Raw genomic sequence first — 22,506 nt, 5'->3', positions numbered from 1 at the left:
AGCGAACACTAGTCCCAGCCCAGAGTCTGTCAAGCTGGCATGACACGAACATTTCCGTTCAGGCGGCGAGCCAGGGCGAGGTGGCAGCCCGGCTACGATTCACCCAACGAACCGCGCCGTCTCTTCAGCCAGAACCAGACCCCGACGACCACGAAAGGCGCGAGAATACCCGCCGCAATGGCCGAGTGGAGGCTCGGCCAATGCTTCTCAAGTGCCTTCAGCGGATACACCAGCAGGCTGACGGCGTAGTAGGCGATCGCGGCGGTCGACAGGCCCTCGACGGTTTGCTGGAGCCTGAGCTGCTGGCCGGCTCGGCGGTCCATCGAAGCCAGCAGCGCGGCGCTGGTCGCTTCGGCGGCGACCTCCACCCGGGTATTGAGCATCTACGCCATGCGGGCGATCCGGTCGATGGTGGCCCGCTGACGCTCTGCAACGGCGTCGCAGGTCCGCATGGCCGGGTCCAGCCGACGCTGCATGAATTCGCCGATCGTCGGCAGGCCTTCGATGTGTTGCTCGCGCAGGCGTTCGATCCGCTCGCGGACGATGCCGTGATAGGCGGCAGCCGCTCCGAAACGAAAGCTGGTCCGGCCGATCAGTGCCTCGGTTTCGCCCGCCACGGTCGCAAGTCTTCCGAGCAGTCGACGGTCCGCCTCGGGATCAGACTCTTCGGCCAGCTGTGTCGCCAGCTTGGCCGCCCGGGCCTCGATGTCCGTCAGGGCTGTGGTCGCCTCGCCCGCGACGGGGAAGGCGAGGAGCGCCATCAGGCGATAGGTCTCGATTTCGAGCAGGGTTTGCACCAGACGCCCGGTCAGGGCGGCGTCGCCACTGCCGTCAAGCAGGACGAACCGCGTCATCCCCAAGGCGTCAGTCCGGAAATCGGTCACGGCCGCGTCGCCCCCGTCGGCCAGGCGCGCGCCCACCGCTTCTCCGCCGAACAGGGCCAGGGCCTTGTCGAACCCGGACGCCGGCCGCACTTCGAGCCGCGTGGCCACCAGGACCTGGCCGGGCCAACCAACCAGCCAGTCCTGCGGTGCGAGGTCCATGGCCGTTTCAGCGAAGGGCGCGGCACCTGCGCTGCGGAAGAAGGTCCAGGTCGAAACCTCGGTATGTCTTTCCCACCGCAGTCGCCAGGATCCGGCGTCGACGACGCACCAGCGCGAACCCGGTCCTGGCTCAGGCTGTCCCAGGCGTCGGCAAAGCGCAGCCATATGGCCTCGGTCAGCCTCGGCTCCAGCCTCTCCGGAAAGAGTCGCGATTCGCGAGACGAGGGCCGGGGCTAGGAGCGGCGTCGAGGGCCGGGCGTGCGCCTCTGCCAGCAAGGCGTCCCGCGCGGGGTGATAACGCCATGACTGTGACACGCCGGCGGTCGTCACTGACATTCGAGGGCCCCCGTCGCCCTGCGACGCCGAAAATATACGAAGACTCTTGGACGGTGTCGAATTGATCTGACACTCTGCCTGTGTGACCAATTGGACACCGTAACGCCAGGGTTCTGCATGCGCGCTGTTTTTCCGTTCTCCGCCATCGTCGGCCAGGACGACATGAAGCTGGCCCTGCTGCTGGCCGCCATCGACCGGACCCTGGGCGGGGTGATGGTCTTCGGCGATCGCGGCTCGGGCAAGACGACGACGGTTCGCGCATTGGCGGCCCTGCTTCCGCCCCTGCAGGTCGTGGCCGGCTGCCGGTTCAACTGTGATCCCGCCGCGCCCATCGCGGATTGCGCGACGGTGTGCGACCGCAAGCAGGAAGGCTCGCCCGTAGTTACTGAAGCGCCCGCTCCCGTGGTCGATCTGCCATTGGGCGCGACCGAGGATCGGGTCGTTGGCGCTCTGGATCTGGAGCGGGCCCTGACCCTGGGCGAGAAGGCGTTCGATCCGGGTCTGCTGGCCCGGGCCCATCGCGGCTTTCTGTATATTGATGAAGTCAATCTGCTCGAGGATCATCTCGTCGATCTTCTGCTGGACGTGGCGGCGTCCGGCGAAAACGTGGTCGAGCGCGAGGGGCTCAGCGTTCGCCATCCGGCGCGCTTCGTCCTGGTCGGCAGCGGCAACCCGGAGGAGGGTGAGTTGCGGCCTCAACTGCTGGACCGCTTCGGCCTCTCGGTCGAGGTCAGCAGCCCGAAGGACCTGTCGGCGCGGGTCGAGGTGGTCCGCCGCCGCGACGCCTTTGATCGCGATCCCGCGGCCTTCGCGGAAGCCTGGCGCGCCGAGGATGACCGACTGCGTGCGACGATCCAGGCGGCGCAGCGCCGGCTGGCCGATGTCGAAGTCTCTGACGCCATCCTCGAACAGGGGTCGCGGCTGTGTATGGCCGTCGGGGCCGATGGCCTGCGCGGCGAATTGACGATCCTGCGGGCATCGCGCGCGCTTGCGGCCCTGGAGGGTCAGTCGGACGTGTCTGAAGCGACGCTTCGGCGGGTGGCTCCCATGGCCCTGCGTCATCGTCTCCGGCGCGGCCCTCTGGACGACCAGGCCTCCACCGCCCGGATCGAACGCGCCATGGACGAATTGCTCGCCGCATGACGAGCGCGTCGTGAGCGACGGGGAGGAGATCTGGGCCGACGCCATGCTGGTCGCGGCCCTGCTGGCGGTCGATCCGCTCTTGCGGGGCGTGGCCGTCCGGGCCCGCCCGGGACCGGTGCGGGACCGCTGGCTGGAGGCGTTCCGCGCGCTTCTGCCGACCGGGGTGCCCTGGCGGCGTCTGCCGATCAGGATTGATGATGATCGACTGCTCGGCGGGCTTGACCTCGCCGCCGCGCTCGGCGGTGGCCGGCGCGATATGCAACGCGGGCTGCTGGCCGAGGCTGACGGCGGTGTGGTGGTGTCTGCCATGTCCGAACGCCTGCCCGTATCGCTGGCCGCGCGCATCGGCGCGGTGCTGGATGATGGTGCCGTCGCGATCCAGCGTGAGGGCTTCGCAGAACGGATCACGACGCGCTTCCGGTTTGTCGCCCTGGATGAAGGCGTGGAAGAGGACGAACAGCCGCCCGTTGCGCTTCTCGAACGGCTCGCCTTCTTGCTGGATCTGGAGCCGGTCAGCGTGCGCGACGCCGCGCCTATATCGGCCACGCCGTCGGACATAGCCGCGGCGCAGGCGACCCTTGATCGCGCGCGGCCGCCCGAGACGCGCGACATTGAAGCCCTTTGTGCGGCGGCCCAGGCCCTGGGTGTCGAATCCTTGCGCGCGCCCTGGTTGGCGCTCCGGACAGCGCAGGCACTGGCGTCGCTCGAGGGGCGGGACACGATCGAAGAGAGCGACCTGAGCATGGCCGCGCGCCTGGTCCTGTCTCCCCGGGCGACGCGCGATCTGGCGCTGCAGCCCGAAGTCGCCAATACGCCGGATGATGAGGTCGGCGAGCAACCTGACGAGCAGTCAGCGAACGACCATGACGATGTCGAGGCCGAGGTCGACGCGCCCGAGCCCTCGCTGAACGACATGGTGCTCGAGGCAGCCCGGGCGGCGCTGCCGGAAGAGTTGAAGGCCTTCTGGACCCCGACGGCCGCGAATGCCTCCCCGAGCTTCGGTCAGGCCCAGGGAGCCGGGGGCGCGCCGCTGGCTTCGACCTTGCGCGGTCGGCGCATCGGATCACGCCCGGGGCCGTTGCGCGGTGCCTCAAGTCTGGACGTGGTCGAGACGCTGAAGGCGGCGGCTCCGTGGCAGAAAGTCCGGTCACGCCTCGCGACACGGGACGCGGTGCCGGGGCTGTTGATAAGGCGCGAGGACTTCAGGGTGCGGCGTTATCAGACGCGGTCGGAATCGACCGTCATCTTCGTGGTCGATGCCTCCGGTTCGTCGGCGATGAATCGACTGGCCGAGACCAAGGGCGCAGTCGAACTGCTGCTGGCCGAGGCCTATGTGCGTCGCACACAGGTGGCGCTGATCGCATTTCGCGGTCTGGCACCCGAGCTGTTGCTCCCGCCGACGCGATCGCTCAGTCGGGCCCGGCGATGCCTTTCGGACCTCGCGGGCGGCGGTGCTACGCCCTTGGCCGGGGCTTTGGAAGCCGCCGGGGCGCTGGCGGCGGCCGAACGGGTCAAGGGACGCACCCCCCTGCTCGTGGTTCTGACGGACGGCCGAGGCAATATCGCGCTCGACGGCGCCGCCTTCCGGACCCGGGCACAGACGGACGCCCTCGCAGCGGCGAAACGCATCGGCTCTGCCCGTATTTCCGCCGCCCTTATCGATACCTCCGCGCGTCCCCGCGGTGATGGTGCCAGTCTGGCTGATGCGATGCATGGCCTGTTCGCGGCCTTGCCCTATGTCGAGGCCGGTGCCGTGCTGGACGTCACACGCGCCCTCAGGACGTCGGCGGGTTGAATGAGCAGTTCAGGATCAGCCCGGATCGCCCGTCGGATCCCCGGCGATGGCACCTTCCGGTGACCCGTCCGCGTTCATCCCCGCTCGCCCGCGTGGCCACGGCGAAGCAAGGCCGATGAGTCGAAAGCCGGACTGGGCCTTGGAAGGCCGGGGCTGGCCTGATCGGGCCTCAAGCAGGTTCGTGACCGCCGGAGGGCTGCGCGGGCACGTTCAGGACATGGGAGCGGGGCCGACGGTCCTGCTCCTGCACGGTGCGGGGGCCGCGACCCACAGCTGGCGGGGGCTTGCGCCCCTTCTGGCCCGACGTCTGCGCGTGGTGGCAATCGATCTGCCGGGGCACGGATTCACCGGAACGCCGGCCGGCATGGCACTGTCGCTGCCCGAGATGGCGCGCCGGGTGGCGGGTCTGATCAAGGCACTCGACATCGAGCCGTCACTGGTCGTCGGGCACTCCGCCGGGGCAGCGATCGCGATCCGCATGGCGCTGGACGGTGCAGTCCAGGCCCCGATCATCGCGATCAACGGGGCCTTGAGACCTTTCGCTGGCGTGACGGCACCCCTGTTCCAGGGGCTCGCAACGCTGCTGCTGCTGAATCCCCTGGCTGCGCACCTCTTTGCCGCCCAGGCGCGTGATCGGTCGCGGGTCGCGCGTCTGATCGAGGGCACCGGCTCGCGCATCGATGACGCCGGTCTCGAGTTCTACGCCCGGCTGTTTCGCGCGCCCGGCCATGTCGCCGGCACGCTCGGCATGATGGCGAACTGGGACCTTGGCGCGCTCCAGCGCGATCTTCGCAAGCTCACCGGGCCCCTGACGCTTGTGGTGGGAACGAGAGACGCCGCAGTGCCGCAGAGTGTCGCCGATGACGTGGCCGCATCCGTGCCCCGGGCAGAGATCGTAAAACTCGTCGGGTTGGGCCATCTCGCCCATGAAGAGCGGCCGGACCTTGTGGCGGACATCATCCTCAGGGTCGCCCGGGCACACGGCTTGCTGGACGAGGATGCGGCATGAGCGGCAACACGATTTTCTTCGTCGAACTGGTGTTCTTCCATGGTGCTGTTCTGGGGTGGGCGTTCTGGGAGCTATGGACGTTGCGCCGGGACAAGCGCCGGGACTCGGCCGCCTCAGCGGATCAGCCCCGTCAAGATGACGGGCAGCGCTCGGACGTCTGAACCTGCACGGACGAGACGGGCCTGCCTGCGCGCATCGGGGGCTACCGCTGCGTGGCGTTGACACGCCGCGAAAGGTGTCCAACCTGTTTTACACAGGGTCCCGCCTGCCGATCCAGGGGCCTGGTGGAGAGTTTATGTGGCGATCATCGATGCCCTCGAAGTCCTACCCGTGGTCCCGGCCACCCGGTGGAGCGATCGGTGGAGGGCGTTTCGAAATGGTCTGATCGCCAGTCCCGGGTTCCAGAGCTGGGCCTCTGCCTTTCCTCTGACGCGCCCGATCGCGCGGCGCAGGGCTGCAGGGCTTTTCGATCTGGCGGCGGGATTTGTCTATTCTCAAGTCGCCTTCGCCTGTGTCCGCCTTGGCGTGCTGGAGCTCCTGAGGGCGGGCCCGATGACCGCCGGAGACGTCGGCCAAGCGGTGGCACTGAGCCCGGTCGCGGCGGAGCGGTTGTTGAAGGCTGCCGTATCGCTGCGCCTCGTAGAGCCCTGTGGAGGTGGCCGCTTCTCACTCGGCGACCAGGGCTCGGCGCTTCTCGGGGCCCCGGGCGTTGTCGCGATGATCGAGCACCACGCCTTGCTCTATGCTGATCTTGCCGACCCCGTGGGACTGCTGCAGCGCGAGGGCGGCGGTGGCCGTCTTTCGGGTTTCTGGCCCTATGCCGAGGGAGGGCCTTCGGATGCGGCGAGCGCGTCGACCTACTCGACCTTGATGTCGGTATCCCAGACGATGGTCAGCGCCCAGGTCCTTGAGGCCTATCCGATCGGCCGCCACCGGCGGCTGCTGGACGTGGGTGGCGGCGACGGGACATTCCTGCGGGCCGTCGCGGCCCGGGCACCCGCCCTTGAGCTCGCCCTCTTTGACCTGCCGAACGTCGCCGCCACCGCCACCCGAAGATTCGCTGATGAGGGTCTCAAGGTCGACGTCTCTGGTGGAAACTTCTTTGAGAATCCCTTGCCGGAAGGCGCTGACATCGTCTCTCTGGTCCGGGTCCTGCACGATCACGACGACGACCGCGCACTGCTGCTGCTGCGCGCCATCCGCAAGGCCATGCGACCGGGCGCGACCCTGCTGATCTCGGAGCCCATGTCGGGGACATCCGGGGCCGAGCCCATGGGCGACGCCTATTTCGGCTTCTACCTGCTGGCCATGGGGTCCGGGCGCCCGAGGACGGTCGGAGAAATCCGCCTCCTCCTGCAAACGGCAGGTTTTTCACGACTGCGAGAGGTTCAAACTTCGATGCCGATGATCGCTCGCGTGATCGCGGCTCGCGCTGCGTGAGGAGTGTAATCAAGATTTGACAACGGCTACTGTCAATCTAAGCTGACAGTCGGGTTGGGGTCCGGTATGCGGGCTCCGGCAAAAGGCGTCGCTGAATGAACACCCTTGCTGTCGTGCTGGAGGAGCCTGAGCGCCTGACGCTTCGTCGGCTCGATCTCAAGCCGGCCGGGCCCGATGATGTGATCGTCGAGGTCGACTGGAGCGGAATCAGCACCGGGACCGAGCGACTTCTGTGGACCGGGCGGATGCCGCCTTTTCCAGGCCTGGGTTATCCCCTGGTTCCGGGATACGAGGCGGTTGGGCGGGTGGTCGATGCCGGGGCGCTGGCCCAGGCGCGGATCGGCGACCAGGTCTTCGTTCCCGGCTCCAGCAATTTCATAGATGCGCGCGGCCTGTTCGGCGGCTCGGCGCGGACCTTGATCACGCCCCAGGCGCGCACCGTCACCCTGCCTGCCGGACTGGGCGACCAGGGCGTTCTTTTGTCGCTCGCCGCAACTGCCCAGCACGCGATCGCGGGCGGAACAGCCCCGGATCTGATCGTCGGACATGGCGTTCTTGGCCGCCTTCTGTTGCGTCTGACCGAGGCCCATGGTGCGCCCCGTCCGACGGTCTGGGAAACCAACCCAAGCCGGCGTGAGGGCGTGGCGATCCATCCCGACTTTGACGACCGTCGCGACTATCGCTCGGTCTACGACGCCAGCGGTGCGGAAGACCTGATGGACTTCCTGGTGGCCCGGCTCGGCCGGGGCGGGGAGATCGTGCTCGCCGGCTTCTACGAGGAGCGGCTGTCCTTCGGCTTCCCCATGGCCTTCATGAAAGAGGCGCGGTTCCGCATCGCTGCCGAGTTCAAGCCGGAAGATGTGACGGCGGTTACAGCGCTGATCGAGCAAGGCCGGTTGTCGCTGGACGGGCTGATCACCCACCGCAGCGACGTCACCGAGGCTCCCGACGCCTATCGCACTGCCTTCGGCGATTCCGACTGTCTGAAAATGATCCTCGACTGGAGGAAATGCGCATGACCATCACCCTGATTTCTCACAAGGCATTGCGCGAGGAAGCCAAGGTCGAGCCGGATCCCGTCCATACGGGCGAGGTCACCAAGGAAACCCAGATCATCGCCATCTACGGCAAGGGCGGATCGGGCAAGTCCTTCGCCCTGTCCAACCTCAGCTACATGATGGCCCAGCAGGGCAAGCGGGTGCTGCTGATCGGTTGCGACCCCAAGTCCGACACCACCTCCCTGCTGTTCGGCGGCAAGTCGTGCCCGACCATCATCCAGACCTCGGCCAACAAGAAGCTGACCGGCGAGGAAGTTAAGATCGAGGACGTCTGCTTCCAGCGCGACGGAGTCTTCGCCATGGAACTGGGAGGGCCCGAGGTGGGTCGCGGTTGCGGCGGGCGCGGCATCATCCACGGCTTCGAGCTGCTGGAGAAGCTGGGCTTCCATGACTGGGGCTTCGACTATGTCCTGCTCGACTTTCTCGGCGACGTCGTCTGCGGCGGGTTCGGCCTGCCGATCGCCCGGGACATGTGCCAGAAGGTGATCGTTGTCGGGTCCAACGACCTGCAGTCGCTGTATGTGGCCAACAACGTCTGCTCGGCCGTCGAATATTTCCGCAAGATGGGTGGCAATGTCGGTGTGGCCGGCATGGTCATCAACAAGGACGACGGCACGGGCGAGGCGGCGGCGTTCGCCGAGGCTGTGGGTATCCCCGTCCTGGCCTCCATCCCCGCCAATGAGGACATCCGGCGCAAGTCGGCGAACTATCAGATCATCGGTACGCCCGACAGCGAGTGGGGCGGGCTTTTCGCGGGGCTGGCGGAGGCGGTGGCCAGCTCGCTGCCCCAACATCCGCGTCCCCTGACGCAGGATGGTCTGCTGGGCCTGTTCAGCCCCGAGCAGACCGGCGGCGCGGTCAGTCTTGTTCCCGCGACCCAGAGTGACATGCGCGGCGCGTCCTTCGTGCCCAAGGCCTCGCTCGAAGTCATCTACGACGAGGCAGTCTGATCCCGATGCTGGACGAGGCCCCTATCGCCAACGATCAGGCCGCCGAGCCCGTTCCGGCTGACGGTTCCGGCTGCCACGGCGGCAAGGCAGAGCTCACGGCGGCGGCCGCGAAGGCCGGCAAGTCCGAAGTGCTCGCCCGTTATGCCAAGGACTATCCGGTCGGGCCCCACGATCAGCCCCAGTCGATGTGCCCGGCGTTCGGATCCCTGCGGGTCGGCCTGCGCATGCGGCGTACGGCGACGATCCTGTCGGGCTCGGCCTGCTGCGTCTATGGCCTGACCTTCACCAGCCATTTCTATGGCGCGCGCCGCTCGGTCGGTTACGTCCCGTTCAACTCCGAGAGTCTCGTCACCGGAAAGCTGTTCGAGGACATCCGGGAAGCGGTGTTCCAGATGGCCGACCCGGAGCTCTACGATTCCGTCGTGGTGACCAATCTGTGCGTCCCGACGGCCTCGGGCGTGCCGCTGCAGCTGCTGCCCAAAGAGATCAACGGCGTCCGCATCATCGGCATCGATGTGCCCGGCTTCGGCATTCCGACCCACGCCGAGGCCAAGGATGTACTGGCCGGAGCCATGCTGAACTATGCGCGCAAGGAGGCCGAGGCCGGCCCCGTCGCCGCGCCACGCGAACGCACGGACAAGCCGACGGTTACCCTGCTGGGCGAGATGTTCCCCGCCGATCCCATGATCATCGGCCGGATGCTGGAACCCATGGGTCTGGCAGCCGGACCGGTCGTGCCGACGAGGGAATGGCGCGAACTCTACGCCGCCCTTGACTGCGCCGTCGTCGCCGCCATCCACCCCTTCTACACCGCCGCCGTCCGCGAGTTCGAAGCCGCCGGCCGAAAGGTTGTCGGCTCGGCCCCGGTCGGTCGTGACGGCACCGCCGCCTGGCTGCAGGCGATCGGCGAGGCCTGCGATGTGCCCCAGGGCCAGATCGACGGCATCAAGAACGTCATGCTCGGTGCCATCGGCGGGGCCCTTGCCGGCGCGCCGATCAAGGGTCGGATCACGGTCTCCGGCTACGAAGGCTCCGAGCTTCTGGTCGCCCGACTGCTGATCGAAAGCGGTGCCGAGGTCGAATATGTCGGCACGGCCTGTCCCCAGACGAAATGGTCGGATCCCGACCGGGACTGGCTGGAATCGAAGGGCGTCACCGTCAACTACCGCGCCTCGCTGGAACAGGATCTTTCGGCCGTCGACGCCATCAGGCCGGATCTCGCCATCGGCACCACGCCGGTGGTCCAGCACGCCAAGTCACTGTCGATCCCGTCCCTGTATTTCACCAACCTGATCTCGGCCCGGCCTCTTATGGGACCGGCGGGCGCGGGCTCGCTGGCCCAGGTGATCAACGCCGCCATCGGCAACAAGGCCCGCTTCGACAAGATGAGCGCCTTCTTCGACGGCGTCGGCGTCGGCCACGCCACCGGCATCTGGGAAGACACGCCCGTCGATCGCCCCGAGTTCAAGGCCCGTTACGCCAAACTGCAGGCGGCGGCGGCCAAGGCCGAGGAGCACGTCGGGACATGACGCTGATCCTCGACCACGATCGCGCGGGTGGATACTGGGGCGCGGTCTATGCCTTCACCGCCATCAAGGGCCTTCAGGTCATCATCGACGGCCCGGTGGGTTGCGAGAACCTGCCGGTCACCTCCGTCCTGCACTACACCGATGGCCTGCCGCCGCACGAACTGCCGATCGTCGTCACCGGTCTGGGCGAGGACGAACTGGGTCGCCACGGCACCGAAGGCGCGATGAAGCGGGCCTGGAAGACGCTCGACAAGGACCTTCCCTCCGTCGTCGTCACCGGCTCGATCGCCGAGATGATCGGCGGCGGCGTGACGCCCGAGGGCACCAATATCCAGCGCTTCCTGCCGCGCACCATCGATGAGGACCAGTGGCAGTCGGCCGACCGCGCCCTGACCTGGCTGTGGACCCAGTTCGGGCCCAAGAAGATGCCGCGTCCCCGCCCTCTGGCGGAGGGTGAAAAGCCCCGGGTCAATCTGATTGGCCCGATGTATGGCGTGTTCAACATGCCCTCGGACCTGGCCGAGATCCGCCGCCTGGTCGAGGGTATCGGCTGTCAGGTCAATATGGTCTTCCCGCTGGGCAGCCATCTGGCCGACGTGCGCAATCTGGCCGACGCCGAGGTCAATATCTGTCTGTACCGCGAGTTCGGGCGCGGCCTCTGCGAGACGCTGGAGAAGCCCTATCTCCAGGCTCCCATCGGACTGGACTCGACCACCCTGTTCCTGCGCCAACTGGGCGAGATGACCGGGCTGGATCCCGAACCCTTCATCGAGCGCGAGAAGCACACGACGATCAAGCCGCTGTGGGACCTGTGGCGCTCGGTCACCCAGGACTTCTTCGGCACGGCCAGTTTCGCCATCGTCGCCAACGAGACCTACACGCGCGGCGTCCGGAAATTCCTCGAGGACGACCTCGGCCTGCCCTGTCAGTTCGCCATCGCGCGCTGCGCCGGCACCAAGACCGACAATGCCGAGATCTCCCGTCTGGTCCGCGAGACCAAGCCGCTGGTCCTGTTCGGCAGCATCAACGAGCGCATCTATCTTGCCGAGGCTGCGCAGGGCGGCGGGGGGTTCGGGCCCTCCGGCGTCTGGGTGCCGGCGTCCTTCCCCGGTGCCGCGATCCGCCGGCACACGGGCACGCCGTTCATGGGCTACGGCGGCTGCACCTATCTGGTCCAGGAAGTCTGCAACGCCCTGTTCGACGCCCTGTTCAACATCCTTCCGCTGGCCTCCCAGATGGACAAGGTCGAGCCGACCCTCGCCCGTCCGCACGCCGAGATCGCCTGGGACGATGCGGCCATGGATGAGCTGGACAAGCTTGTGGCTTCACAGCCCATCATCGTCAGAATTTCCGCGGCCAAACGCCTGCGCGACACGGCGGAATGCGCCGCTCGCCAGGCAGGAGAGGACAGGGTCACCCTCGACCGCCTCTACGCCGCCAACGCCATTGTGCTGAGCGGGAGGGCCGCATGATGCGACGCGTCTCCAGGCTCGGACCCCGGTTCCGTCGTTCGGTTCGTCCGCGCGCCGGAAACGACCACGGGACTTCCCCGTGGCCGAAGACCCGCTCCAACGAAAGGGGGAGAGATGTCTCATCTACCTGAACCGGCGGGGTCCCCCACTGGACTCTCGCAAGAAGCGGCCAAGGCTTTCCATGGCCTCTTCGTGACCAGCTTCATTGGTTTCACGGCTATCGCAGTCGTGGCCCATGTTCTGGTCTGGTACTGGCGTCCCTGGCTGGGGGCCTAGGTCTCCACTTTACTTTGTCGGCAAGCACTAACGCTTTGTCGTCGCCAACAAAGCCACTCGATGGCTATGGAGGAATACAGTTATGTGGAGAATTTGGCTCCTTTTCGATCCCCGTCGGGCGCTGGTCGCGCTCACCGTCTTCCTGTTCACCCTGGCTCTGCTGATCCACTTCATCCTGCTCAGCTCGCCCCGGTACAACTGGATCGATGGTGCCCAGGCCACACCCGCGGCGGCTTCTGCCGCTGCACCCTGACGGTACCTACCGCTGATGCGGCGCGCGGACGGAGACGGAGCGATCCGATCTCCGTCCGACGCGACCGCGATGAAACAGATGTCGACCTCGCGGGGCGAGATGAACGACGGAGACGGTCATGGCCTTACTAAGTTTTGAGCGCAAATACCGGGTCAGGGGCGGTACCCTGCTCGGCGGCGACCTGTTCGACTTCTGGGTCGGGCCCTTTTATGTCGGTTTCTTCGGCGTCACGACGGCGTTCTTCGCGTCGCTCGGAACGGCCCTGATCTTCTACGGGGCATCGCTCGGCGATACCTGGAACCCGTGGCTGATCACCATCAATCCACCCGACGTCGCCTATGGTCTGTCGCTCGCGCCGCTGCGCGAAGGCGGCATCTGGCAACTGGTCACCATCTGCGCGGTCGGATCCTTCATTTCCTGGGCGCTGCGAGAGGTCGAGATATGCCGCAAGCTCGGCATCGGCCTGCATGTGCCCATCGCGTTTGGCGTGGCGATCTTCGCCTATATTTCGCTGGTCATCATCCGGCCCTTCCTGATGGGAGCGTGGGGTTACGGCTTCCCGTACGGGATCTTCAGTCACCTGGATTGGGTGTCGAACACCGGCTACCAGTACCTGAATTTCCACTACAATCCGGCGCACATGATCGCCGTCAGCTTCTTCTTCACGACGACGCTGGCCCTGGCGCTGCACGGATCCCTCGTTCTGGCCGCCACCAATCCCGGCAAGGGCCAGGTGGTGAAATCGCCCGAGTATGAGGACACCTTCTTCCGCGACTTCATCGGCTATTCCGTCGGCACCCTGGGCATCCACCGCGTGGGCCTGTTCCTGGCGCTGTCTGCCGGCTTCTGGAGCGCGGTCTGCATCATCATCAGCGGTCCCTTCTGGGACAAGGGCTGGCCCGAGTGGTGGGACGGCTGGCGCAACCTGCCGATCTGGCAATAGGGGGAGGAGAGACCATGTCTGCCTATCAGAATATCTTCACCCAGGTTCAGGTCCGGTCGCATCCGGAAATGGGCGTCGCCACCAATGAGGTGGACGCCTGGCGGATCGGCAAGCCCGGCTTCGTCCACTGGATCGGCCGCATCGGCAACGCCCAGATCGGCCCGATGCATCTGGGCTGGACCGGCGTCGCCTCCTTGCTGACCGGCTTCCTGGCTTTCGAAATCATCGGCCTGAATATGCTCGCCTCCGTTGGCTGGAGCCCGGCCGAGTTTGTCCGGCAGCTTCCGTGGCTGGCACTTGAGCCGCCGCCGCCGGAGCAGGGTCTGAACATCATGCCCCCGCTGAACCAGGGCGGCTGGTGGCTGATCACCGGCTTCTTCCTGACGGTTTCGCTCATCCTGTGGTGCGTCCGCAGCTATCTGCGGGCCAAGGCCCTCGGGCTCGGCACCCACACGACCTGGGCCTTCGCTTCGGCGATCTGGCTCTATCTGGTGCTCGGCTTCTTCCGCCCGATCATGATGGGCAGCTGGAGCGAGGCGGTTCCGTTCGGCATCTTCCCGCACCTGGACTGGACCGGTGCCTTCTCCATCACCTGGGGCAACCTGTTCTACAATCCGTTCCACTGCCTCTCGATCGTCTTCCTCTATGGTTCGACCCTGCTGTTCGCCATGCACGGGGCGACCATTCTCGCCACCAGCCGCTACGGCTCGGAGCGCGAGGTGGAACAGATCACTGACCGCGGCACGGGTTCAGAGCGGGCCGCCCTGTTCTGGCGCTGGACCATGGGCTTCAACGCCACGATGGAATCGATCCACCGCTGGGCCTGGTGGTTCGCCGTCCTGACGACCCTGACCGGGGGTATCGGCATCCTGCTGACTGGCACTGTGGTCGACAACTGGTACGAATGGGCGATCGCCCACAACTACGCGCGCTAAAGACAGACGCGCCAGAGGTCTTGCATCTGGTTCGGGACCGCCTTCGGCACCCGACGGACAGGACCCGGGACGATCAGCAGGGCGCACGCAGTTCAGCGTGCGCCCTTGTTGCTATGTTGCGTCGGGGGACTTTCCCGGCCCTGCATGCGGTCGCCGGATCAAGCCGGCGAGCAGACCTCAGTGGCAGACCTCAGTGCCGGCCGTCCTGGAGCATGGCCTCCCAGCCCAGGTCGCCGATGTAGCGCCACGCCATCTCGCCGGCATCGTCGAGGACGACCAGGTGAAGCCAGGTGTTGTCGAACAGCGCCCGGACCCCGGGATGCCGCTCAAGCACGCCGATGATCGCCGCGCGCGGCGCTTCGACACAGACCGTCAAGCGCAATGGATCATGCGCGAGGGAGACGCCATCGTGCACCGACTGCCAGGGCAGACCGGCCCGCAGGACACCGCCGTTGCCTTCCAGCACCCCGATACCGCCGACCACATTGTGAAGCAGCTTGTTGCCGGCACCGTAGAGTTCCGGCGAGACGGTGGAGCCGTAGTACTGAAGGCTGATCCAGGAGGCCACGACGACGGGCGCGGTGAGGATCAACTCCAGAATGCCGAACCCGTCATCGGCGCGCCAGTCATAGTCATGCAGGAAGGCCCGGCCCCGCAGGCCCTTGCCACGGGTCCGCGATCGGGGCGCGGCGATGAAGGCCGAGCAGCCGGCCAGCGCCCATTCCGGACGGGTCTCGGCCCAGTCACGGCTGCGGCGGACCACTTCTGACCCATCTCTGGCGCGCGGCAGGCGCAGCGCCCGTTCGCCCCGGGCCAGGACCCCGGCCGCGGCCAGCCAATGGCGCGCCCGCTCCAGATGCGGGTGGCGCAGCGCCGAGGGATGGTCCTCGGTGTAAAGTGTGACGTTGTCGGTCATGGTGTCATGCAGGGCCGCCACGAACAGCGTGTCGGACGGAATCTCCAGTCCCGCGGCCAACAAGCCGGTGCGCACTTCGGCGTCGTTGAGAAGGTCGGCCAGCAGCCGCGCGTTGACCTCGCCGGAATAGCCGCCGCAGGCACCGCAGTTCAGGGCGCTGGCGTGCGGATTGTTGACCACACTGGCCCCGTGCCCGGCCAGCAGGACCAGCGGCGCGAAATCCCTGGTCAGCGACATGGCTCGCAGCACCGACTGTGCCATCTTCAGACGCGTGGTCAGGTCCAGGGCCGGTTCGGCGCGAGGCGCGGGATCGTTCGGAGCGGCGCGACCCGCAAGCCCCAGGGCGTCGCGCAGGAGCTTGCCGACATAGACCGGCCCGGTGGCCTCGACGAGGGCGAAGGACGAGACCGCTGCCAGCTTGAACCGTTCCCAGGCGCGGCCGGTCCTGGCTCGATAGCGAGCCGCGAGGTCGGTCTGGCATGTCTCCGGACCGCCGGACCGGGTCGTCAGGCCGGCGTTGAGAAGGACCGGGAGCCGATGCTCGGCAACGTCGGAGGCGAACCGATGATGCGACGCCGTCAGGCCAAAGAACCCGGCGAACCCCAGCGTCTGAATGCCCGGATCGAGGCTCTCCAGCGCGCGGCGAATGACTTCCGACCGGACGTCGATGCAGAAGGCCACCTGAAGTACGGGCGACGCAGGGGAGTCGTCGGCTGCCGACCCGGACAGGGTTTGCGCCAGGGCTCGCTGGGACGCGCGCTCGCTGGCGTCCTGCAGAATCGCGTCAGTCACTTGCCGGGGGGTCGGCTCGACCGGAGCCGCATGGGCTGCGAGCGTCCAGGCCCAGGCCCTTTCGATCTCGGGCCGATACTGCCGGTAAAGGGCCGCCTCCCAGGTCAGGCGGACGACGAGGAAGTCACGCAGCGTGTCATCCGTCTGTCCGCCGAGCTCCGCCTGCCAGAGTTTGTAGCGGGCGACATGGGCCCATCCGCCGAGGGTGATGACGAGACGGTGGAAACAGGTGTCCAGACTCGCGGGTGTGAGGCCCAGCGTCGCCGCCGCCGCCATCAGGGCCTCCGGAGCCAATTCCGGGGCCGCGTCGACAAAGTCGGCGAAGCCACGCAGTCCGGCGATCTCGGGCGACAGGTCATGGGTGGCGACCGCGCGCCAGGCGGCATAGGCCCCGCGGCCTCTGGGCGCGGCCCAGAGCGCCTGGCCCTCGTCGAAATAGCCCCCCGCCCAGGCACCGAAGCGCTCGGCGATCAGGCCCGGCCAGTCAATTCCGGACACCTCGGCGGCCAGATCGGCAATGGTCGGCAGGGCCTGAATCGGATCGGACGGCGCATGAAGCGTTGCCTTCAAGTCAGCGACGCTGGTGGCCCTGGACCGGTTTGAACAGGCGGCGAGGGCGCCGGAGAGGTCTTCGTCCGTGACGGCACCGGAGGCGATGCGTTCACCGTATGCTTCGCGCGACATTGTGACCGGTGCGCCGGCGACGCGGGCGAGCAACGCCGCGGTTCCGGCCAGATCCAGCCCCGTCTGGCCGAGATAGGGATTGACCGCCACGCTGGACGCCAGGGGCCAGACCGGCGGGATGGCGCGCACGGCGGTTTCCGCCGCGGCGAAAAGGACGCTCACATTCAGTGCCGCAGCGTTGGAGTTGTCGGACGGGGCAGTCGTTTTCAGCGCGATCATGGCATTTTCCGTGTGTTCCAGCCGCCGAGCCAGCGGTCGAACAGGGCATTGGCATAGAGGCCGTTGGACAGATGGACCCGAAGGCCCGCAGCGGCGGGGTGGTAGGCCCACAGCGGAAACAGGGCCTGGGCGAAGGCGACGAGCCCGAAACTCAGCACGGCCAGGACGACCAGCGCCCATTCCAGGGGGCCTGGCGCAGGCGTCGGCGGCAGGCTGTCGCCGGTCAGCCAGAACGAGAGCCCATGGAGCGTGAAATAGCCGATCGAGGCCGCGATCGAATACACACCCAGACGTCGGGTGAGGGCCCGGGGTGCGCTGTCGGCGAGGCCCTGGGCCAGCAGATAGGCCACGCCGAAGATCAGGATGGCACCCAGTGCGATGGCCTGGGGTGACTTGTGCTGAATACCGGCGATCCAGCCGATCGCGGCGTACAGGGCGATGGCTGCGAGGAAGGCGCGAGCCACGGCCCCAAGGCCCGGGATGGCGACCGGCCCCGGTCTCCTGAAGGCCGCGATCCGTTCCACCGCTCCGCCCGAGGCCAGAAACGAATGTGCCTTGTAGAGCGAGTGGGCGATGATGTGCAGAAGCGCCAGCGGGAAGAGGGCCAGACCGCACTGCATGATCATGAAGCCCATCTGGGCCACGGTCGACCAGGCGAGTGATGTCTTCACCGCGGGCTGGGTCAACATCACGAGTCCGCCGAACAGGGCCGTGAAGCCGCCGATAATCACCAGGACCGCGAGCACGCCCGGTGCCAGAAGCATGACGTCGGCGAAGCGGATCAGGATGAATCCCCCGGCGTTGATCACCCCGGCATGCAGCAGCGCTGATACGGGGGTGGGGGCCTCCATCACTTCGGTCAGCCAGCCGTGCAGCGGGAACTGCGCTGACTTCAGCAGGGCTGCCACGGCCAGGAAACCCGCTGCGGCGACGGCGAAGCCGCCGCCTTCGCCGGCGCGCGCGGCACCGAGAATCATGGCGATATCGGTGGTGCGGTAGGTGATGACCAGCGCGACTGCGGCCGCGATCAGGGCGAGGTCGGCCACCCGCGCCGTGACGAATTTCTTGCGCGCCGCCCTCCGGGCTCCGGCCCGGTCGGGGTAGAACAGCAGCAGCCGCTGGAGGCCAAGGCTGGTGGCGATCCAGGCCAGAACGAGCTGGATCAGGTCGCCAGCGCTGACCAGCAGCGTCACCATGGCAAGCGTGGTGCAGAGCCAGGCCATGAAGGCCCCCTGACGAGCTTCGCCGTCGAGATAGACCCTCGAAAACCGCACTACGATCCAGCCGATGAAGGCGACGAGCATCAAAAGGCTCATACTGACCACATCGACCCGGATAGAGATGCCCAGCCCGCCGGGCGTCTGAAGCGCGCCGGTTCCCGGACCCATGACCACCAGGACCGCCGTCGACAGGACAGCGACTGCGAAGGCCAGAAACGCCAGGACCTCGACCCCCTTCAGCCTGGAAGAGGGCCGATGTTGCGGGCCGAATGCGCCTATCGCGGCGGCGGCGATCAGCAGAAGGGGTGTTCCGTAGGGCAGGAAGTGGATCGGCACGGCATACCTCGCTGGATCGCCTTGCGGCGTCGCGGTGGAGGTATCGGAACGAAGCTGCGACTAAAAATAGATTGTTTGCTCATAATCATTCGCTATTGACGAACGAATGTCCGAGCTGAACTACAATCATCTGCGATATTTCTGGGCTGTGGCACGTGACGGAAATCTGACCCGGACCGCCGAGCGGTTGAACGTCTCGCAGTCCGCTCTGTCGGCCCAGATCCGCAAGCTCGAATATCGGTTGGGTCATGCGCTGTTTGAACGGCGCGCCCGGCGACTGCATTTGACCGAGGCCGGTCGTATCGCCCTGGATCACGCCGATGCGATTTTCGCGGCGGGTGACGAACTGCTGGGGACGCTGCGTCAGACGGGGGCCACGCGCCAGGCGGTGCGCATCGGGGCGCTGGCCACCCTGTCGCGAAATTTCCAGATCAGCTTCCTGCGGCCGATCATGCGCCGTAGCGATGTCGAGATCGTCCTGCGTTCCGGCAGCGCATCGGATTTGCTGCTGGGTCTCCAGTCGCAGACGCTGGACCTGGTGCTGACAAACCATCCGCCCGCCAGCGACGCCCTGACACCCTTCATCGCCCAGAAGCTGACCGAACAGGCCGTCGGCCTGATCGGCGCACCGGGATTGCTGGGGGCCGATCGCGATATCGCCGTGCTGTTACGGAAATACCCGATCATTCTGCCTGTCGCCGGAACCAGTATCAGAACCGGCTTCGATGCGATGGCCGATCACCTCGGCGTCAGACCCCAGATCGCCGCAGAGGTGGACGACATCGCCATGATGCGCCTGCTGGTGCGCGAAGGCTTCGCGCTGGGGGTTCTGCCGCCGATCGCCGTCCAGGATGAACTGGCATCGGGCGCTCTGGTCGAGGCCGACGAACTGCCGGGCATCACCGAGACCTTCTTTGCAGTGACGACGGCGCGACGCTTTCCCAATCCCCTCGCGCAGGCCCTGGTGCGCAGCTTCAATGAGCCCGGTTGACGGACAGTTTGGTACCTTCTTGCTCTTGAGTACGGACCCTAGAACCAGGCTTTCAGGCCGACGACGAATTTCGTGTCCTCGGCGTCGTCGCCGCGGGCCTCGATGAAGTCACGGCTGGCTCCAAACGCGCGGGTCCATTCGACGCCGACATAGGGCGCGAATTCCTTGCGGATCTCGTAGCGCAACCGCAGGCCCGCCTCGAGCGAGCTGACGCCTGAGCCGATCTCGAGTTCGGGAATGTCGCTGGCCGCCAGATCCACCTCGAACCGCGGCTGCAGGATCAGTCGCTGCGTGATCCTCTGATCGTACTCTGCCTCGACGCGCGCGGTCAGGTCACCCTGGGTCGACAGGAAGGCGGCGGCATCGACCTCGAACCAGTAGGGAGCCAGTCCCTGCAGGCCAAGGACGAGGTGGGTGGTGTCGTCGCCGTCAGGTCGGTAATCCTGCCGGATACCGGCCTGCAGGTCCCAGAAAGGAAGAATCGCCTTGCTGTAGAGGGCCTGGACCTCGGCCTTTTCCAGGCCGTCGCCGAACGCGCCTTCGCCCTCGCTCTTCCACCAGAAGCGATTGATGTCGCCACCGGACCAGCCCTGGGCGTCCCACAGATAGCTGTCCTCATCCCCGCCGAAGCCGGCCTCAAGCCGATCGATGATGAGGGCGGTCGTGTGCATGTCGCCGTTCTCGGTGATCAGCAGGCGACGCGCGGCGACCATCTGCGATGCGGGAAAATAGACGTCGGCGGCGTGGGTCGGGCCGCGGCGCGCGGCGGCGGGCGGTGCCGCTTGCGGCGGACGTCCGGCGTTGTCGGCACCGGTCGGAGTGTCCGGCGGTCCCATGGTCATGCCGGACATGTCGTGGCCGGCGTGCGGGTCCGCAGCCTGACCCCTCATGGCGCTCATGTCGTGGCCGGCGTGAGGGTCCACGGGTGCCGACTCAGGAGCCGGCATGGCCATCGTCGACATGTCATGGCCAGCATGGGGGTCGGCCGCGGGCGGGGTGGCGGCAGGGGCCGGAGCCGGAGCCGGAGCCATGACGTGGCCGGCGTGCGGATCCGCGGGTGTCGTCTGAGGGGCCGACATGGCCATCGTCGACATGTCATGGCCCGCATGAGGGTCGGCAGGTACGGTCCGGGCGGCCGGCATGGCCATGGTCGACATATCGTGGCCGGCATGGGGGTCGGCGGTCGCCGGAGCCGGTGTTCCCGCCGGAGCCGGAGCCATGACGTGGCCCGCGTGCGGATCCTGCGGCTGGGCCGAGGCCGCTCCGGTCGCCAGAAGCAAGGGGGCCGCCGCGGCCGCGAGGCGGAGAAGCGAGCGCGTCATGACGCGGCTCCGTCCATGGGCCGCACGGTGACGACGTTGAACATCCCCGCGTGCATGTGCATCAGCATATGGCAGTGGAACGCCCAGTCGCCGGGGGCGTCGGCGGTCAGGTCGAAGGTAACCTTTGAGCCCGGCGCGACATTGACCGTGTGTTTGAGCGGCTGATGGCCCTCGGGCCCGCCGGTCACCAGTTCGAAGAAATGGCCGTGCAGGTGGATGGGGTGACCCATCATGGTGTCATTGACCAGGGTGACGCGGACGCGCTCGTTTCTTTCGAAACGGATCGGCTCGACCAGTTCGCTGAATTTGCGACCGTCGAAGCCCCACATGAACCGCTCCATATTGCCGGTCAGATGGATCTCCAGGGTTCGGGACGGTGCGCGGCGATCGCTGTTGGGCTGCAGCGACACAAGGTCGGTGTAGACCAGCACCCGGTGATCCACGTCCCTCAGGCCCAGCGGACGCAGTCCAAGGCTGTCGGCGGGTGCCATGGAGACCATGTCCACACCGACCCCCACCGCCATTTCCGGTGGGGCGTTGTCAGCATCGCGCATGTTCATCGCGCCGTGATCCATCGCGCTCGCGGCACTCACTGCTGCGGGAGCGTGCCCCATGGCGGCGTGGTCCATGCCTGCCATGTCGCTGTGGTCCATTCCGGACATGGAGCCCATGCCCATGTCGGCCATGGTCAGGGTCGGGACCTCTCGCAGCGGCGGAACCTCGGCGGTCATCCCGAGACGGGGGGCCAGGGTGGCCCGGCCCATGCCCGAACGATCGATGGCTTCCGACACGATGGTGTAGGCGCGGTCCCCGGTGGGGCGAACGATCACGTCATAGGTTTCGGCCACGGCAATCTGGAACTCATCCACCTCGACCGGCCGCACGTCCGCGCCGTCGGCCTCGACCACGGTCATGGGCAGGCCTGGAATCCGGATGTTGAAGGTCGACATGGCCGAAGCGTTGATGATCCGGAGCCGGACGCGTTCGCCCGGCCGGAACAGACCGGTCCAGTTGTCGTCCGGCCCATGGCCGTTGACCAGATAGGTGTAGGTGGTCCCGTTGACGTCGGAGATGTCGCGCGGGTCCATACGCATCTGGCCCCACATCCGCCGCTCCTCGAGGCTCATGCCGTCCGCTCCGGAGAGCAGGCCTGACAGGGTCGTCCGCTGGCGGTTGAAGTAGCCCGGGCTCTTCTTCAGCTTGGCCAGAATGTCGTGCGGATGCATAAAGCTCCAGTCCGACAGGACCAGGACGTGCTCGCGATCATAGGCGGCCGGCTCGGCCCCGGCCGGATCGATGACGATCGGACCATAGTGTCCCATGGCCTCCTGCAGGCCGGAGTGGCTGTGGTACCAGTAGGTGCCCGACTGCCGGATCGGGAATTCGTAGACGAAGGTCTCGCGCGGCTTGATGCCCGGGAAGCTGATCCCCGGGACGCCGTCCATCTGGAACGGCAGCAGAATGCCATGCCAGTGGATCGAGGTGTCCTCGTCCAGGGTGTTGGTCACCGACAGGCGCGCGGTCTGGCCCTCGCGAAGGCGCAACAGCGGTGCCGGCAGAAGGCCGTTGACGGTCACGGCATGGCCGGTGCGACCCCCGACGGAAAACGGCGAGTGGCCCACCGTCAGGTCGATGTTCGGCCCGACGAGTGACGGCAGTTCCGACTGCAGCCCCGGCGATCCGGTCTGGGCCCAGGCCGGCATCAGGCCTTGCAGTCCGAGCAAGCCACCGCCGGCGGCGGCACCACGAAGAAGGGTGCGACGATCCAGTCGAAGGGACGACATCGGGCTTTGGTCCTCGCGTAGGTGTCTGTGGTCCGGCGCGCCGCCCATGACGGGTACCGA

General features: G+C 66.9%; 18 protein-coding genes and 1 pseudogene. 14 read left to right on the top strand and 5 right to left on the bottom strand.

Annotation, left to right across the window (positions count from 1 at the left end):
• Window positions 1–92 precede the first annotated feature (92 nt).
• A pseudogene (locus ACP7AS_RS04350) lies at window positions 93–1,379 on the bottom strand (DUF3422 family protein).
• Between the two features lie 117 nt (window positions 1,380–1,496).
• Between ACP7AS_RS04350 and bchI the strand changes: the two are divergent.
• The 13 genes from bchI to pufM all read left to right on the top strand — a co-directional run bounded on the left by bchI (window position 1,497) and on the right by pufM (window position 14,182).
• Window positions 1,497–2,522: a magnesium chelatase ATPase subunit I gene (gene bchI / locus ACP7AS_RS04345; RefSeq protein WP_426027637.1), complete on the top strand. Its 1,026-nt coding sequence runs from the start codon at window positions 1,497–1,499 to the stop codon at window positions 2,520–2,522.
• A gap of 10 nt (window positions 2,523–2,532) precedes the next feature.
• Window positions 2,533–4,317 carry a magnesium chelatase subunit D gene (locus ACP7AS_RS04340; RefSeq protein WP_426027636.1) on the top strand — a complete coding sequence of 595 codons (1,785 nt, stop codon included), beginning with the start codon at window positions 2,533–2,535 and terminating at the stop codon, window positions 4,315–4,317.
• A gap of 115 nt (window positions 4,318–4,432) precedes the next feature.
• Complete coding sequence (gene bchO, locus ACP7AS_RS04335; protein ID WP_426027635.1) at window positions 4,433–5,326, top strand: alpha/beta fold hydrolase BchO; 894 nt, start codon at window positions 4,433–4,435, stop codon at window positions 5,324–5,326.
• Entirely contained in the window at window positions 5,323–5,487 is a 165-nt protein-coding gene (locus tag ACP7AS_RS04330; protein ID WP_426027634.1) for a hypothetical protein, read from the top strand. Before bchO ends, ACP7AS_RS04330 begins: the two co-directional genes overlap by 4 nt.
• 136 nt (window positions 5,488–5,623) lie before the next feature.
• Window positions 5,624–6,766 carry a methyltransferase gene (locus ACP7AS_RS04325; RefSeq protein ID WP_426027633.1) on the top strand — a complete coding sequence of 381 codons (1,143 nt, stop codon included), beginning with the start codon at window positions 5,624–5,626 and terminating at the stop codon, window positions 6,764–6,766.
• Between the two features lie 95 nt (window positions 6,767–6,861).
• Window positions 6,862–7,785, top strand: a complete 924-nt coding sequence (bchC, locus tag ACP7AS_RS04320) for a chlorophyll synthesis pathway protein BchC (RefSeq protein WP_426027632.1) — start codon at window positions 6,862–6,864, stop codon at window positions 7,783–7,785.
• Window positions 7,782–8,774, top strand: coding sequence for a chlorophyllide a reductase iron protein subunit X (locus ACP7AS_RS04315; protein WP_426027631.1), 993 nt, complete (start codon window positions 7,782–7,784; stop codon window positions 8,772–8,774). Before bchC ends, ACP7AS_RS04315 begins: the two co-directional genes overlap by 4 nt.
• Window positions 8,775–8,779: 5 nt before the next feature.
• Window positions 8,780–10,303 carry a chlorophyllide a reductase subunit Y gene (bchY, locus tag ACP7AS_RS04310; RefSeq protein WP_426027630.1) on the top strand — a complete coding sequence of 508 codons (1,524 nt, stop codon included), beginning with the start codon at window positions 8,780–8,782 and terminating at the stop codon, window positions 10,301–10,303.
• Window positions 10,300–11,775 carry a chlorophyllide a reductase subunit Z gene (gene bchZ, locus ACP7AS_RS04305; RefSeq protein ID WP_426027629.1) on the top strand — a complete coding sequence of 492 codons (1,476 nt, stop codon included), beginning with the start codon at window positions 10,300–10,302 and terminating at the stop codon, window positions 11,773–11,775. Before bchY ends, bchZ begins: the two co-directional genes overlap by 4 nt.
• Window positions 11,776–11,889: 114 nt before the next feature.
• Window positions 11,890–12,051: a light-harvesting antenna LH1, beta subunit gene (gene pufB / locus ACP7AS_RS04300; RefSeq protein ID WP_426027628.1), complete on the top strand. Its 162-nt coding sequence runs from the start codon at window positions 11,890–11,892 to the stop codon at window positions 12,049–12,051.
• 82 nt (window positions 12,052–12,133) lie between these two features.
• Window positions 12,134–12,304 carry a light-harvesting antenna LH1, alpha subunit gene (pufA, locus tag ACP7AS_RS04295; RefSeq protein WP_426027627.1) on the top strand — a complete coding sequence of 57 codons (171 nt, stop codon included), beginning with the start codon at window positions 12,134–12,136 and terminating at the stop codon, window positions 12,302–12,304.
• 118 nt (window positions 12,305–12,422) lie between these two features.
• Entirely contained in the window at window positions 12,423–13,247 is an 825-nt protein-coding gene (gene pufL / locus ACP7AS_RS04290; RefSeq protein WP_426027626.1) for a photosynthetic reaction center subunit L, read from the top strand.
• A gap of 14 nt (window positions 13,248–13,261) precedes the next feature.
• On the top strand, window positions 13,262–14,182 hold the full coding sequence (pufM, locus tag ACP7AS_RS04285; RefSeq protein ID WP_426027625.1) for a photosynthetic reaction center subunit M: 921 nt from the start codon (window positions 13,262–13,264) through the stop codon (window positions 14,180–14,182).
• A 190-nt stretch (window positions 14,183–14,372) separates the two neighbouring features.
• On the opposite strand, the gene ACP7AS_RS04280 is transcribed toward pufM, so the two are convergent.
• Together ACP7AS_RS04280 and ACP7AS_RS04275 are read right to left on the bottom strand one after the other, a co-directional pair.
• Window positions 14,373–16,793 (bottom strand): YbcC family protein, encoded by a 2,421-nt coding sequence (locus ACP7AS_RS04280; RefSeq protein WP_426027624.1) that lies wholly within the window; start codon window positions 16,791–16,793, stop codon window positions 14,373–14,375.
• Window positions 16,790–18,349, bottom strand: a complete 1,560-nt coding sequence (locus tag ACP7AS_RS04275; RefSeq protein ID WP_426027623.1) for a proton-conducting transporter membrane subunit — start codon at window positions 18,347–18,349, stop codon at window positions 16,790–16,792. The genes ACP7AS_RS04280 and ACP7AS_RS04275 overlap by 4 nt, the downstream gene beginning before the upstream one ends.
• 106 nt (window positions 18,350–18,455) lie before the next feature.
• On the opposite strand from ACP7AS_RS04275, the gene ACP7AS_RS04270 reads away from it, so the two are divergent.
• Window positions 18,456–19,340 carry a LysR family transcriptional regulator gene (locus ACP7AS_RS04270; RefSeq protein ID WP_426027622.1) on the top strand — a complete coding sequence of 295 codons (885 nt, stop codon included), beginning with the start codon at window positions 18,456–18,458 and terminating at the stop codon, window positions 19,338–19,340.
• A gap of 38 nt (window positions 19,341–19,378) precedes the next feature.
• On the opposite strand, the gene ACP7AS_RS04265 is transcribed toward ACP7AS_RS04270, so the two are convergent.
• Both ACP7AS_RS04265 and ACP7AS_RS04260 read right to left on the bottom strand, forming a co-directional pair.
• Window positions 19,379–20,662, bottom strand: coding sequence for a copper resistance protein B (locus ACP7AS_RS04265; RefSeq protein WP_426027621.1), 1,284 nt, complete (start codon window positions 20,660–20,662; stop codon window positions 19,379–19,381).
• Entirely contained in the window at window positions 20,659–22,446 is a 1,788-nt protein-coding gene (locus ACP7AS_RS04260; protein ID WP_426027620.1) for a copper resistance system multicopper oxidase, read from the bottom strand. The genes ACP7AS_RS04265 and ACP7AS_RS04260 overlap by 4 nt, the downstream gene beginning before the upstream one ends.
• Window positions 22,447–22,506 lie beyond the last annotated feature (60 nt).

Origin of the sequence: Brevundimonas sp. TWP2-3-4b2, assembly GCF_049897345.1 — a bacterium.
Classification (GTDB): Bacteria; Pseudomonadota; Alphaproteobacteria; order Caulobacterales; family Caulobacteraceae; genus Brevundimonas.
This window is presented reverse-complemented; position numbering and strand designations above follow the sequence as displayed.